Below are 13,237 nucleotides of genomic sequence, written 5' to 3'. Positions count from 1 at the left end.
CCCGCAATAATCCTGTATGGCCCCATAATCTGAGACGTGACGCTTCGACCCTGGCGCATGGAATGATGAAAGGGTCGGCGGCAATGGGGCCGCCATGAAAACGGGAGACCCGGAGGGCCGGGAGTGCTCCCTTACAGGAAACGAAGATGTTCAACATTTCGACGAAAAGCATGCAGTGGGGCGAAGAAACGCTCACACTGGAAACGGGCAAGGTTGCCCGTCAGGCCGATGGCAGCGTGATTGCTACCCTCGGTGAGACTTCGGTCATGGCCAACGTGACCTTTGCAAAGCAGACCAAACCCGGTCAGGACTTTTTTCCGCTGACCGTCCATTACCAGGAAAAATACTATGCCGCCGGTAAAGTGCCAGGTGGCTTCTTCAAGCGCGAAGCGCGTCCGACCGAAAAGGAAACGCTGACCGCGCGCCTGATCGACCGTCCGATCCGCCCGCTGTTCGTGCCGGGCTTCAAGAACGAAGTTCTGGTGATGTGTACCGTTCTGTCGCACGATCTGGTCAATGACCCCGACATCGTGGCGATGATTGCAGCCTCCGCTGCGCTGACCATTTCCGGCGCGCCGTTCATGGGCCCGATCGCGGGCTGCCGTGTGGGTTATGTCGATGGCGAATACATCCTCAACCCCGAGGTCGAGGATATGGACCAGCTGCGCAACAACCCCGAGCAGCGGCTCGATCTGGTTGTCGCAGGCACCAAAGACGCCGTGATGATGGTGGAATCCGAAGCGTACGAGCTGACCGAGGACGAAATGCTCGGCGCTGTGACGTTTGCGCATGAACAGATCCAGCCGGTGATCGATCTGATCATCGATCTGGCCGAAGACGCCGCGAAAGAGCCGTTTGATTTCCAGCCGCCGGATTACTCCGACCTTTATGCGGCGGTGAAAGCCGCAGGCGAGGACAAGATCCGCGCCGCCTATGCGATCACCGACAAGCAGGAACGCACCACGGCCGTGTCCGCAGCCAAATCGGCGATCATGGAAGCCCTGACCGAAGAGCAGCTTGCGGATGAGAACCTTGGTTCCGCCCTGAAAAAGCTCGAGGCATCGGTTCTGCGCGGTGATGTTGTCAAGACAGGCAAGCGGATCGACGGGCGTGCTCTCGACACCGTGCGTCCGATCGTGTGTGAAACCGGTCTTCTGCCGCGGACTCATGGGTCTGCGCTTTTCACCCGTGGTGAAACGCAAGGTCTTGTTGTGACCACGCTGGGCACCGGCGACGATGAACAGATCATCGATGCGCTGCATGGCAACTCCCGCTCCAACTTCCTGTTGCACTACAACTTCCCGCCCTACTCTGTGGGTGAGGTTGGGCGTGTCGGGTCGCCGGGGCGTCGCGAAATTGGTCATGGTAAACTGGCGTGGCGCGCGCTGCAGGCTGTTCTGCCGGCACCGACCGATTTCCCCTACACCATTCGCGTGGTGTCCGAGATCACCGAATCCAACGGCTCGTCCTCGATGGCGTCGGTCTGCGGTGGCTCGCTGTCCATGATGGATGCTGGTGTTCCGCTGAAATCTGCAGTGGCCGGTGTCGCGATGGGTCTGATCCTCGAAGAGGATGGCTCTTACGCCGTTCTGACCGACATCCTGGGTGACGAAGATCACCTTGGCGACATGGACTTCAAAGTGGCGGGAACCGAGAACGGGATCACGTCGCTGCAGATGGACATCAAGGTCGCGGGCATCACACCGGAGATCATGAAGAAGGCTCTTGCTCAGGCGAAAGCAGGCCGTCTGCATATTCTTGGTGAGATGAACAAGGCGCTCACGGGTGCTGCGGAATTCTCGATCCACGCGCCGCGCATCGAGACGATGCAGATCCCGACCGACAAGATCCGTGAAGTGATCGGCTCGGGCGGTAAAGTCATCCGCGAGATCGTGGAAGTGTCCGGTGCCAAGGTCGACATCAACGACGATGGTGTCATCAAGATTGCCAGCCCGAATGGCGAAGCCATCAAGACCGCCTATGACATGATCTATTCGATCGTGGCAGAGCCGGAAGAGGGCCATGTCTACAAGGGCAAGGTCGTGAAGATCGTCGATTTCGGCGCCTTCGTGAACTTCTTCGGCAAGCGGGATGGTCTGGTGCACGTGTCCCAGATCGAGAACCGTCGCCTGAACCATCCGTCGGATGTGCTCAAGGAAGGTCAGGAAGTCTATGTCAAGCTTCTGGGCTTTGATGACCGCGGCAAGGTGCGCCTTGCGATGAAGATGGTCGATCAGGAAACCGGCGAAGAGCTGGCACCAGAGAAAAAAGCTGAAGACGCCGAGTGATCGTGATCCTTGGACGACTAAGTGTCTGAAAGAAAAGCGCCTCATTCAGAGGCGCTTTTTTATTCTCCGAGTGGACTATTTGTCCCACGGGGCTAAGGGGGAATGGTCATGTCGATCATGTTTGTGGGGCAATCGCTCTCGGAAACCGTATTCGAAGATTTTTCAGGTGACGCTGCCGAAAGGTGGGATTTTGTTGCTGATACCGTGATGGGCGGCGTGTCATCGGGGAGGGCCGAGATTGTCGGCGATGGCAACAAGAGAGCCTTGCGTCTGCATGGCACAGTCCGGACCGACAACAACGGAGGTTTCATTCAGGCGCGCCGTCGGTTTTCAGAGCCTTGGCCGCACAATGCCGAAGGGTTGCGGCTGCGTGTCCAAGGCAATGGAGCGCGGTATTTCGTGTTCCTCAAGACGCCGAACTTGTCGCGTGTCTGGCATTCCTATCGCGCGCCTTTTGTCGCCAAGACCAAGTGGCACAGCGTGGATATTCCGTTCGATATGTTCAGCCCGTCCCATATGGGCATGCCGGCGATGGTGACCGCTGCTGACGTCAATAGCATCGCCATCGTGGCTTATGGCGATGACTATGGCGCGGACGTCTCGGTCAGCGACATCCGCCTCTCCTAAAAAAAGACCCCGGAGAGTATCCGGGGCCAGGTCCAACAGGGAGGTGCATATGATGACCCGCATATGCGACGGGAACTGTTACGACCCAGATAAAAGATGCGTGTGCCATGCTTCTTTGATCTGAATCAAAATAGACCAAGGTCTTATGACACGAGGCGATAGCCACCCGATTCCGTCACCAGCAAACGCGCATTGGAGGGATCGGGTTCAATCTTTTGCCGAAGGCGATAGATGTGTGTTTCCAGCGTGTGCGTCGTCACGCCAGCGTTGTAGCCCCACACCTCGTGGAGCAGCGTGTCCCTCGCGACCACACCATCGGTGGAGCGATAGAGGAACTTCAGGATGTTGGTTTCCTTTTCCGTCAGACGGATTTTCTTGTCGTCTTCCGTCATGAGAAGCTTCATCGACGGTTTGAACGTGTATGGTCCAAGCGTAAAGACGGCGTCTTCGGACTGTTCGTGCTGGCGCAACTGCGCACGGATGCGCGCCAGAAGGACCGGGAACTTGAACGGTTTGGTGACATAGTCGTTGGCACCGGCATCAAGGCTCAGAATGGTGTCAGCGTCCGAGTCGTGCCCGGTCAGCATGAGCACCGGGGCCTTGACCCCTTGCTTTCGCATCAGGCGGCAGAGTTCGCGGCCATCTGTATCGGGCAGACCCACATCGAGGATGATCAGGTCATAAAGCTGCTCCTTGACCCGACCCATCGCGGCAGTCCCGCAATCCGCTTCGAACACTTCGAAGTCTTCGGTCATGACCAGTTGCTCTGCCAGAGCCTCGCGCAGGTCGTCGTCGTCGTCGACCAGTAGGATATTCTTGAGCTGTGCCATCGTGTTGTCTCTCCGTCGGTTTCAAGACAGATGGGCAAGACGTTGCGCGTCGGCAAGAATTGCTGCAAGTGTTTCACGGCCTCGTGTATGCAGAGGCCAAATGTTTCATAAATCGGGGTCTTTTGTTGCAAAAGACCCCCGTGAGAGACCCAAGGTTACATGGCGCTGGCACCTGACATCACCGATCTTATGGCCCGCGCAAGGGCGGATCTGCGCATGGGTGTGCCAATTGTTCTGGGCAATGCGCACGGCCTTCTGGTGCTTGCCGTCGAGTCGCTGGGCACGGACAGGCTTCGGGATGTGATGGCTCTGGGCAGTGATGTCGATCTTGTGCTGAGCGGGCGTCGTGCCGCAACGCTCAAGGCGCGGGCCTATGATGGCGATGTGGCGCGCGTGGTGCTGCCAAAGGATGCAACGCTCCGCTGGGTGCAGGCGGTGGCCGATCCCGCCGACGATCTGTCCCATCCGATGAAAGGGCCGTTGGTGACCCGCCGCGAAGGCGATCCCACCCTGCACCGACTGGCGGTCACGCTGGCCAAGTCTGCACGATTGCTGCCTGCGGTGATCGTGGCACCGCTGGCGGACGCCAGGGCGTTCGCGACCGCGCATGCGTTGACATTGCTTGATCCGGCCGCCGCCGCTCCACGTTTGGGCGCATCTGTTGTCTTCGACAGTGTTGTGTCCGCGCGGGTGCCGTTGCGCGCGGCACAGAATGCGCGCCTGCATGTGTTTCGTCCCGAGGACGGGTCGGAAGAGCATTACGTGATCGAGATCGGACGCCCGGATCGCGCCAAGCCGGTGCTGTCGCGATTGCACTCGGCCTGCTTTACCGGCGATCTTCTGGGCAGCCTCAAATGCGATTGCGGTCCGCAGCTGAACGGTGCCTTGGCGGCGATGGGGGCTGAAGGCGAAGGTGTCCTGCTGTACCTGAACCAGGAAGGGCGGGGGATCGGGCTTGCCAATAAGATGCGCGCCTATGCGTTGCAGGATCAGGGGTTCGACACGGTCGAAGCCAACCATCGCCTTGGGTTCGAAGATGATGAACGGGATTTCCGCATCGGCGCCGAATTGCTGCGCAAGCTTGGGTTCAGCTCTGTTCGGCTGATGACGAACAACCCGGCCAAGATTGCGATGATGGAAAAACAGGGCATCACCGTGGCTGAGCGCGTGCCTCTGAAGGTCGGGGAAAACCCACACAACACAGAATACCTCGCCACCAAGGCGCGCAAGTCGGGGCACCTTCTGTGACGCCGCGCGACATGGTTTTGACCCGGCAGGGTTTACGCTTCATGGGCCGCATGTGGCCCTGTACCATCGGCAAAGGCGGCATCCGAGCTGAGAAACGCGAGGGCGATGGTGGCACCCCGGTCGGTGTGCACCGCATTGTCGGGCTGCTGTACCGTCCGGACCGAATGGCGCGGCCAACCGATTGGGCTGTGCCGATCCGACCAGGCGATCTCTGGTCAGACGACCCGACCCACGAGGATTACAACCTCATGGTTCGCGCGCCGTATCCCTACAGCCATGAAATCCTGCGGCGGGGCGACAGGCTCTATGATCTTGTCATCATCACGGATTGGAACTGGCCGCGTGCCGAAAAGGGCGGGGGCTCTGCCATCTTTCTGCACCGCTGGCGCAGGCCGGGCTATCCCACCGAAGGCTGCGTGGCATTTCGCCCGGATCACCTGCACCGGATCGCCGGTCTGATCCGCCACGGGACAAGGCTGATCGTTCCCGAGGCATTGACCTGAGCCGCACGGCATTACATCCGGTGACATGACCGTTCAGGACCGTCTTTCAAACTGCACTCTGTGCGCAGACCGCTTTGCCGCGACAGCGACGCGGCACCGCCCCAAACCCGTGGTCTGGTTTCGCCCCGGCGCCCGGCTGCTCATCTGTTCACAAGCTCCAGGCATGCGCGCGCATACCAGCCGGATTCCATTCGATGATCCCTCTGGTGACCGTTTGCGGGACTGGCTGGGGTTGGACCGGACCGCGTTCTATGATCAAAGCCGTGTCGCCATCGTACCCATGGGCTTTTGCTTTCCGGGGTATGATGCGGCTGGCTCGGACCTGCCGCCGCCCGCTGTGTGCCGCCAGACATGGCATGCGGAAGTGCTGGACCTCGTAGGCCACGTGCCGTTCAAGCTGGTCGTCGGAGGCTATGCGCACAAATATCATCTGCGTACCAGGATCGGGGTAACAGAGACCGTGCGCAAATGGCGCGACCATTGGCCGTCGGTTCTGCCCTTGCCGCACCCAAGCTGGCGCAATACCGCTTGGCTGAAGAAAAACCCGTGGTTTGAGGCCGAGGTGCTGCCTGCCTTGCGGACCCGGGTGCAAGAGGTGATGGGATGACTTTGCAAACTCCGCTCGACCACGCACATGCCGCGATGGAGGCCGATCCCGAAGCGGATGCACCGCGACTGCGCTTTTATGACCGACTGGCCGAGGCGGAGCTTTTTCTCATGCTGGCGCGCGAGGCTGAAGGCGATCAGGCGGAACCCGAATTGTTCGATCTGGGGGATGCGCGGTTTGTATTGGTCTTCGACACCGAAGACCGTCTGGGCGATTTCGCCGGGCGCGTCGTACCCTATGCGGCGTTGTCCGGGCGCTCGATTGTCGGGATGCTGGCCGGGCAGGGCATTGGTATTGCCTTGAACCCGGAGGTCGCGACTTCGTCGATCCTGTTGCCGTCCGAGGCAGTGGATTGGTTGGCCGAGACCGTTGCACAAGGCCCGTCCGAAACCGAAGCGCGGCCAGAGGAGCTGCGCGCACCCGGAGCTTTGCCGGATGGGCTGCTCGAAGCGATTGACGCCAAGTTGCGCACAGCCACCGGTTTGGCGCGGCGCGGGTACCTGGCCGAGGTGGTCTATGACACGGGTGTCCGGGGGCATCTGATCGGCTTTACCGGTGCAGTCCCGGGGGCGGAAAGCGCATTGGCGCGGGCCATTCAGGAAGCCCTGGTGTTCTCGGGCTTGGAAGCGGCTGCGCTGGACGTGGTGTTCCTGCGCGACAGCGATCCGGTCACAGCCCAATTGGCGCGGGTCGGGCTGCGGTTCGATCTGCCAGAACCCGAAGCGCCTGCCCGCGTGGAGCGTGTCGCACCGGGCAGCGATCCGGAGAAACCTCCGATCCTGCGGTGAGCAAATTCCGTCTGCGGAGTTTGCAAAACTGACGGGTCAGTATTGCCCGAGCGCCTGTCGAAAGGTTGGCAGGGCGTCGTCGTCGCTTGGCGTGGCTTCCCAGATCGCGCGCGCGATGGCGCGGGACATGCAGACCGCCGCGTAGTGGCCCAGCAGCGGCATCACTTCGTCCGAAGGCGGACCGCGCCGCGCCGTGCTGGACGCGAAGATCAGGTCGCCATCATAGGGTGTGTGTGCCGGAACCAAAGCCCGTGCGAACCCGTCATGAGCCGCTGTGGCCAAACGTTTGCAGGCGGCTTTGTCCAATCGGGCATCCGTTGCGACCACACCGATGGTGGTATTGCCATGTTGTGCCATTGCAGCGGTTTTGCGGCTGGGCAGCAGGGCTTGGAGGTTTGCCGTCGGATCAGGACCAAGCCCGCCAAATTCCTCACCAATCTCGAACGGCGCGGCCCAGAAGTGCTTGCCGCTTGGCGTGGTCGCGCTCCCCAAGGCATTGACCACCACGAGCGCGCCGATGGTGGTGCCGTCAGGCAAGACCAGAGAGGCCGAGCCCAACCCACCCTTGTGCTGGGCATCCGTCGCCCCTGTGCCTGCGCCAGCTGTGCCGAGGGCAAAGTCGTGGGCGATATTGCCCAGCGCATCCAGACCCAGCGCCGGGTATGGATTTTTGGCCCAACCCTTCTGCCCGTTGTTCAGCAGGTCGAAAATGATCGCCGCCGGAACAATCGGCACGCGTGCAGAATGCACCTGAAACCCGCGCCCCTGTTGCGCCAGCGCATCCATTACCCCCTGCGCGGCGGCGAGGCCGAACGCCGACCCACCCGACAGCACAATCGCATCGACGCCGGGAACGGTCTTGTCCGGTTCCAAGAGGTCGGTGTCCCGGGTGCCCGGCGCGCCGCCCATCACGGCATAGCTGGTGGTCATGGGGCCGTCTTCTGACAACAGGACGGTTGTTCCCGACTTCAGGTTGTCGTCCTGTGCGTTACCAACGGCAAGGCCAGCAACATCGGTGATCAGGTTGCGCGGGCCGGGCGTCATTTCGGCGCTCCGCGTGTGGCTGCGTTGGAGTGAGGGGCCAGCCCCTCACACTCCCCGAAGTATTTGTAAACCAGAGAAGAGCGGGTCAAATGCAACGGCCCCCGTCCACTTCCATGCAGACGCCAGTGATCATGCTGGCTTCGTCCGAGCACAGGAACGCGGCCGCATTGCCAAGGTCTTCGGGCTGGGAAAAGCGGCCAAGCGGGATCGTGGACAGGAACTTGGCGCGGATTTCCGGTGTGTCCTCTCCCATGAAGCTTTTGAGGAGCGGCGTTTCTCCCGCCACCGGGTTGAGGGCGTTGACGCGGATGCCCATCGGGGCCAGTTCAACGGCCATGGTACGGGTGGCAGTGATCATCCAGCCTTTAGAGGCGTTGTACCAGTTGAGGCGTGGGCGCGGTGACACACCTGCGGTGGAGGCGATGTTGAGGATGTTTCCCGATCCGCGATGCTTGAAATGCGGAACCAGACTGCGGGCGCTCAGGTAGACGGATTTGCAGTTCACGGCGAAGACCCGGTCGAAATCTTCTTCGGTAATGTCTTCCATTGCTCCGGGCAGATGGGTCACACCGGCGTTGTTCACCATGATGTCGACATGGCCCATCGTCTTGATCGCGGTTTCAATCATGTCGGCCACCTGATCGCCGTTTGATACGTCGGCGGTGTGGGAATGGCCACCGATCTCTTGCGCGATGGTTTTGGCGGCGTCGGTGTTCAGGTCGACGACCATCACCGTAGCACCTTCGGCTGCGAATTTGCGCGCGATGCCTGCGCCAAAGCCCGAAGCGCCTCCGGTGACGATGGCGGTCTTGTCCTTGAGCCTCATGGTGGTCCTCCCTTACCCGTGTTTCGCGGCGACTGTTTTCAGGGTCGAGAAGCCATAGAGCGCCTCGAACCCCTTTTCGCGACCATGGCCGGATTTGCCTATGCCGCCGAAGGGCAGTTCGACCCCGCCACCCGCGCCGTAATTGTTGAGGAAAACCTGCCCGGTTTTCAGCGCCTTGGCCAGCCGCATCTGGCGGGCGCCACTGTCTGTCCAGACCCCAGCAACAAGGCCATAGATCGTGCCATTGGCGATCTTGATTGCCTCGTCTTCGGTGTCGAAGGGGATCAGCACCTGCACGGGGCCGAAAAGCTCGTCCTGTGCGAGCGGGTGATCCGGTGGGACGGGGCCGTATAGGCGGGGTTGAACATAGGCCCCATCGGGCGGCAGGTCCTTTGGTATCGGTGTTTCGGCGATGCACGGCACGTCGTGGGCGGCTTCAAGCAGGGTCTCGAAGCGCGCTTTCTGCCTGGTCGAGATCAGTGGGCCGATATCGGGGTCACTGCTGGCGGGGCCTATGATCTTGGCGCGGTAAGCCTTGGCCATGCGGGTCGCCACGGTGTCGTAAATTTTTCGTTGGATCAGGATGCGCGACGCGGCGGAGCAGGTCTGGCCTGCGTTCTGAAGCCCCGCGTTGACAAGGAAGGGCAGCGCGGCGTCGATATCGGCATCGTCGAACACGATCTGCGGGGACTTGCCGCCGAGTTCCAGCGTGACCGGCACCACGTTTTCAGCGGCGAACTTTTGGATGGTTTTGCCGGTCTGGACCGATCCGGTGAAGCTCAGATGCTGAACGCCGGGATGACGGGCAAGAGCGGCGCCGGCTTCCGCTCCAACGCCGGGCACGACGTTCAGTGCGCCTTCTGGAAAACCCGCCTCTTTGGCGAGATGAGCGTACATCAGCGCAGTGAGGCAGGCGTCCTCGGCGGGTTTCAGAACGCAGGCGTTGCCCATTGCGAGAGCGGCACCAACCGACCGGCCGATGATTTGCATCGGGTAGTTCCACGGTACGATGTGCCCCGTCACGCCATGCGGCTCGCGCAGGGTGTAGACGGTGTAGCCGTCGAGATAGGGGATGGTCTCACCATGCACCTTGTCCGCAGCGCCACCGTAGAATTCGCAATACCGCGCAAGGGCGATGGCATCGGCACGGGCCTGGGTCACGGGTTTGCCAACGTCGAGGGTTTCCAGCGTCGTCAAAAGATCTGCGTGCTCCAACACTAGCTGGCCCAGTCGCGTCAGACAGCGTCCCCGCTCCAGCGCACTCATCCTGCCCCATGCGCCGTCCAACGCAGATTGGGCTGCGGCGACCGCGGCATCCACATCTGCTTCGGTGCTGCGCGCGATCTGGCACAGCGTGCTGCCGTCAGACGGATTGACCAGAGGTAACGTGTCGGTGGTGGAACGCCATGTGCCGCCGATCAGGACATGGCTGGGATCAAAGGGCAGGGTGGGGAGCATCTTGGGCCTCTGGGAAGGGGGGAAGCTGTGGGGCGGCGTTCATCAATTCGCGCGTATAGGGGTGGTCGGGTGCTGCGAAGATGTCGGCGGTTGGCCGGTCCTCGACGATTTCTCCCGTGCGCATTACCATCACGCGGTCTGTGATGGAGCGCACGACGCTCAGGTCATGGCTGATGAAAAGATAGGTGAGACCATAGGCGCGGCTGAGGTCGCCCATCAGATCAAGGATCTGTGCCCGCACCCGCACGTCCAGCGCCGAGACCGCCTCGTCAAAGACGATCAGGTCCGGCTTGATGATCAGTGTGCGGGCTATGGCGATGCGTTGACGCTGTCCGCCGGAGAAGGCGTGGATGTGTCTTTCCGCATCCTCGGGTTTCAGCCCGACGGCGGTCAGGGCTTCGGCAATCGCCGCATCACGTGCCGCACCCCTTGGCGGGTCAGGCAGCAGATGGAAGGGTTCGGTGATCAGGCGCGAGACGCGGTGGCGGGGGTTGAAGCTGCCGTAAGGATCCTGGAACACCACCTGCATTTTGCGCCGTACTGTGAGGTTTGGATGACCGTCCTGCCAGACTGGATCGCCGTCGAGGGTGATCTGTCCCGCCTGTACCGGTTCCAGCCCAAGGATGGCGCGGGTGAGGGTGGACTTGCCGCAGCCGGATTCACCCACGAGGCCGACACGTTCGCCACGCCTTATCTCGAAGCTGACGTTCTTCACCGCGCGGAACATTGGTCGTGTGCCGAAGAGCGATGTTCGGGGGAGGGGGTAGTCGCGGCTGACGTTCCGAACGGACAGTAAAGGACCATCAGCCTTGGCTGTGCCAAGATCGGCCTGATGGCGGGACGCTTCGAAAAGAGCGCGCGTGTAGGGGTGACGCATGTCGCGCAGGACCTGTGCGGTTGGCCCGGCCTCCACGATTTCTCCGTGGCGCATGACGTTCAGGCTATCCGCCATATCGCTGACCACGGCGAGGTCATGCGTGATCATCATAAGCGCCATACCGTCTTCCTTGACCAGCCGCTTGAGCAGATCGAGGATTTGCGCCTGTGTCGTGACATCAAGCGCGGTTGTCGGCTCGTCCGCGATCAGCAGGCGTGGGCGCAGGGCGATGGCCATGGCGATCACCACGCGCTGCCGCTGACCGCCGCTGAGTTCGTGGGGGTAGCGGGACAGGGGAAAGCGGTCAGGCGGCAGGCCCACGCGGGCGAGTACCTCGCGTGCGCGCTCTTCCGCCTTATCAGGCGGCATCGCTTTATGGATGAGGATGGTTTCCATCACCTGTGCGCCGATGGTCTGCACCGGGTTGAGCGCGGTCATCGGTTCCTGAAACACCATGCCGATCTCGCGCCCGCGCAGGTTGCACATCTGCGGTTCGGACAGAAACAACAGGTCTGCGCCATCAAAGATGATGCTACCGGTTGTTGTCGCGCCTTTCGGCAAGAGGCCCATTGTTGCAAAGGCGGTCATGGATTTCCCTGACCCGCTTTCGCCGGTCAGTGCGGTGATCTCACCTGTCGCGATCTTCAGCGAAATGCCATGCAGGATCGGTGTGCCATGGATCGCAAGTGACAGGTTTTCGATGTTCAAAAGACTCATGCGCGGACGACCTTGAGGCGCGGGTCCAGCGCGTCGCGAAGTCCGTCACCCAAGAGGTTGAGCCCCAGCACCATCGCCACAATGGTCAGTCCGGGGATCAGTGCAACATGGGGGGCCAGCGACACCATGGTCTGCGCATCCGCGAGCATCCGTCCCCAGCTTGGGATCGGGGGCTGCGCGCCAAGGCCGACATAGCTCAGGCCCGCTTCGGCCAGGATACCAAGACTGAACTGGATGGTACCCTGCACGATCAGTAGGTTCGCCACGTTGGGCAGGATGTGCTCGACGCTGATGCGGGTGCGCGTCTTGCCCGCGACCTGTGCGGCCATGATGAACTCGCGCTTCCACAGGCTGAGCGCGGCGCCCCGTGTGATGCGGGCGAAGACGGGAATGTTGAAGATGCCGATGGCGATGATTGCGTTGGTGGCGGAGGGGCCAAACACGGCGGTGATCAGGATGGCGATGACAAGCGACGGGAACGCGAAGATCAGATCATTCATGCGCATGATGACCTCGTCCAGCATCCCGCCGCGCCTTGCGGCGGCGGCCAGCCCCAAGGGGACGCCGAGGCCCATGCCGATGCCCACCGCGACCAGCGCCACCGCAATGGAGGTGCGCGCGCCCACCATCAACATCGACAGAATGTCCCGTCCGAAATGATCGGTGCCCAGCAGGTTGTCGGCACTGGGCGGTTTGAGGCGGTTCGCAATATTCATCGCCTCGACGCTGTCCGGGGTCCAGACAAAGGACAGAAAGGCCGCGATCACGAAGACCCCCGTCAACAGCCCGCCAAGGATCAGGTTGCGGCTCATGTCCGTGTCCTCAATCGGGGATCGACAGCGGCGTAGGCCAGATCGACGAGGAAATTCACCGTGATGACGGCAAAGACCAGAAGCATGACCACAGATTCCACCACGATCAGATCGCGCTGCGTGATGGCCTGAAAAATCAGTCGCCCAAGCCCCGGCAGAAAGAACACCTGTTCAATGATGATCGCCCCTGCCATCAGGAAGGCGAATTGCAGGCCGATGATCGTCAGCACCGGAATCAACGCATTGCGCAGACCGTGCCGCCACAGTGCCTGACGGGACGAAAGGCCTTTGGCGCGCGCGGTACGCATGAAATCTTCGCCGAGTATGTCAAGAAGCGACGACCGCATCACCCGCGTCAGGATCGCGGCTTGCGGTAGGGCAAGGGCAATGGCCGGCAGTGTCAGCGCCTTCATCCCTCCCCAAAACCCCTTGTCCCAACCGGGGAAGCCACCTGCGCTGAACCAGCGCAACTGGATTGCGAAGATCAGCACGAGCATCATTGCAAACCAGAAGTTCGGAATTGCGACACCAAGTTGGGTCGCGCCTGTGACCGCCAGATCGCCCGGTCCTCCGCGACGTGCGGCCGCAAAGATACCAGCGGGAAATGCGATG

Annotated in this window: 13 protein-coding genes; 6 read left to right on the top strand and 7 right to left on the bottom strand. The window is 61.4% G+C overall.

All coding sequences use genetic code 11. The features are described 5' to 3' along the window. The first annotated feature begins 146 nt into the window (after positions 1–146). Together pnp and JJ869_RS04840 are read left to right on the top strand one after the other, a co-directional pair. Positions 147–2,288, top strand: coding sequence for a polyribonucleotide nucleotidyltransferase (pnp, locus tag JJ869_RS04845; protein WP_292264964.1), 2,142 nt, complete (start codon positions 147–149; stop codon positions 2,286–2,288). A gap of 108 nt (positions 2,289–2,396) precedes the next feature. Next, positions 2,397–2,915: a CIA30 family protein gene (locus tag JJ869_RS04840; protein ID WP_292264963.1), complete on the top strand. Its 519-nt coding sequence runs from the start codon at positions 2,397–2,399 to the stop codon at positions 2,913–2,915. Positions 2,916–3,058: 143 nt separating this feature from the next. Here JJ869_RS04840 and JJ869_RS04835 read toward each other — a convergent pair whose 3' ends face one another. After that, on the bottom strand, positions 3,059–3,745 hold the full coding sequence (locus tag JJ869_RS04835; RefSeq protein WP_292264962.1) for a response regulator transcription factor: 687 nt from the start codon (positions 3,743–3,745) through the stop codon (positions 3,059–3,061). 159 nt (positions 3,746–3,904) lie between these two features. Between JJ869_RS04835 and ribA the strand changes: the two genes are divergently transcribed. The 4 genes from ribA to JJ869_RS04815 are packed head-to-tail and all read left to right on the top strand — an operon-like array spanning position 3,905 to position 6,891. Then, positions 3,905–4,993: a GTP cyclohydrolase II gene (gene ribA / locus JJ869_RS04830; RefSeq protein WP_292264961.1), complete on the top strand. Its 1,089-nt coding sequence runs from the start codon at positions 3,905–3,907 to the stop codon at positions 4,991–4,993. Then, positions 4,990–5,496, top strand: coding sequence for a L,D-transpeptidase family protein (locus tag JJ869_RS04825; RefSeq protein ID WP_292264960.1), 507 nt, complete (start codon positions 4,990–4,992; stop codon positions 5,494–5,496). The genes ribA and JJ869_RS04825 overlap by 4 nt, the downstream gene beginning before the upstream one ends. 25 nt (positions 5,497–5,521) lie before the next feature. Further along, positions 5,522–6,103, top strand: coding sequence for a uracil-DNA glycosylase family protein (locus tag JJ869_RS04820; protein WP_292264959.1), 582 nt, complete (start codon positions 5,522–5,524; stop codon positions 6,101–6,103). Further along, the gene (locus JJ869_RS04815; protein ID WP_292264958.1) at positions 6,100–6,891 is read left to right on the top strand and encodes an SseB family protein; all 792 of its coding nucleotides are present in this window, start codon (positions 6,100–6,102) and stop codon (positions 6,889–6,891) included. The genes JJ869_RS04820 and JJ869_RS04815 overlap by 4 nt, the downstream gene beginning before the upstream one ends. Before the next feature lie 36 nt (positions 6,892–6,927). Here the strand turns inward: JJ869_RS04815 and JJ869_RS04810 are convergent, their stop codons facing one another. The 6 genes from JJ869_RS04810 to JJ869_RS04785 form a co-directional block, all read right to left on the bottom strand. Continuing rightward, positions 6,928–7,935: a P1 family peptidase gene (locus tag JJ869_RS04810; RefSeq protein ID WP_292264957.1), complete on the bottom strand. Its 1,008-nt coding sequence runs from the start codon at positions 7,933–7,935 to the stop codon at positions 6,928–6,930. A gap of 85 nt (positions 7,936–8,020) precedes the next feature. Further along, a complete protein-coding gene (locus JJ869_RS04805; RefSeq protein ID WP_292264956.1) occupies positions 8,021–8,761 on the bottom strand; it encodes an SDR family oxidoreductase in 741 nt (246 codons plus the stop codon). 12 nt (positions 8,762–8,773) lie between these two features. Further along, on the bottom strand, positions 8,774–10,219 hold the full coding sequence (locus JJ869_RS04800; protein ID WP_292264955.1) for an aldehyde dehydrogenase family protein: 1,446 nt from the start codon (positions 10,217–10,219) through the stop codon (positions 8,774–8,776). Beyond that, positions 10,197–11,813, bottom strand: coding sequence for an ABC transporter ATP-binding protein (locus JJ869_RS04795; protein WP_292264954.1), 1,617 nt, complete (start codon positions 11,811–11,813; stop codon positions 10,197–10,199). Before JJ869_RS04795 ends, JJ869_RS04800 begins: the two co-directional genes overlap by 23 nt. Continuing rightward, positions 11,810–12,625: an ABC transporter permease gene (locus JJ869_RS04790; protein ID WP_292264952.1), complete on the bottom strand. Its 816-nt coding sequence runs from the start codon at positions 12,623–12,625 to the stop codon at positions 11,810–11,812. Before JJ869_RS04790 ends, JJ869_RS04795 begins: the two co-directional genes overlap by 4 nt. Continuing rightward, positions 12,622–13,237: ABC transporter permease (locus JJ869_RS04785; RefSeq protein ID WP_292264950.1), on the bottom strand; the 616-nt coding region annotated here is incomplete at its 5' end. The genes JJ869_RS04785 and JJ869_RS04790, both read right to left, overlap by 4 nt.

Origin of the sequence: Marivita sp., from assembly GCF_017643905.1 — a bacterium.
Lineage (GTDB): Bacteria > Pseudomonadota > Alphaproteobacteria > Rhodobacterales > Rhodobacteraceae > Marivita.
Note: the sequence above shows the minus strand (reverse complement) of the source record. Positions and strands in the feature narration are given on the sequence as shown.

Coding starts and splice junctions, on each gene's coding strand:
- pnp (WP_292264964.1), top strand. CDS start 147: ATGTTCAACATTTCGACGAAAAGCATGCAGTGGGGCGAAGAAACGCTC.
- JJ869_RS04840 (WP_292264963.1), top strand. CDS start 2,397: ATGTCGATCATGTTTGTGGGGCAATCGCTCTCGGAAACCGTATTCGAA.
- JJ869_RS04835 (WP_292264962.1), bottom strand. CDS start 3,745: ATGGCACAGCTCAAGAATATCCTACTGGTCGACGACGACGACGACCTG.
- ribA (WP_292264961.1), top strand. CDS start 3,905: ATGGCGCTGGCACCTGACATCACCGATCTTATGGCCCGCGCAAGGGCG.
- JJ869_RS04820 (WP_292264959.1), top strand. CDS start 5,522: ATGACCGTTCAGGACCGTCTTTCAAACTGCACTCTGTGCGCAGACCGC.
- JJ869_RS04815 (WP_292264958.1), top strand. CDS start 6,100: ATGACTTTGCAAACTCCGCTCGACCACGCACATGCCGCGATGGAGGCC.
- JJ869_RS04810 (WP_292264957.1), bottom strand. CDS start 7,935: ATGACGCCCGGCCCGCGCAACCTGATCACCGATGTTGCTGGCCTTGCC.
- JJ869_RS04805 (WP_292264956.1), bottom strand. CDS start 8,761: ATGAGGCTCAAGGACAAGACCGCCATCGTCACCGGAGGCGCTTCGGGC.
- JJ869_RS04800 (WP_292264955.1), bottom strand. CDS start 10,219: ATGCTCCCCACCCTGCCCTTTGATCCCAGCCATGTCCTGATCGGCGGC.
- JJ869_RS04795 (WP_292264954.1), bottom strand. CDS start 11,813: ATGAGTCTTTTGAACATCGAAAACCTGTCACTTGCGATCCATGGCACA.
- JJ869_RS04790 (WP_292264952.1), bottom strand. CDS start 12,625: ATGAGCCGCAACCTGATCCTTGGCGGGCTGTTGACGGGGGTCTTCGTG.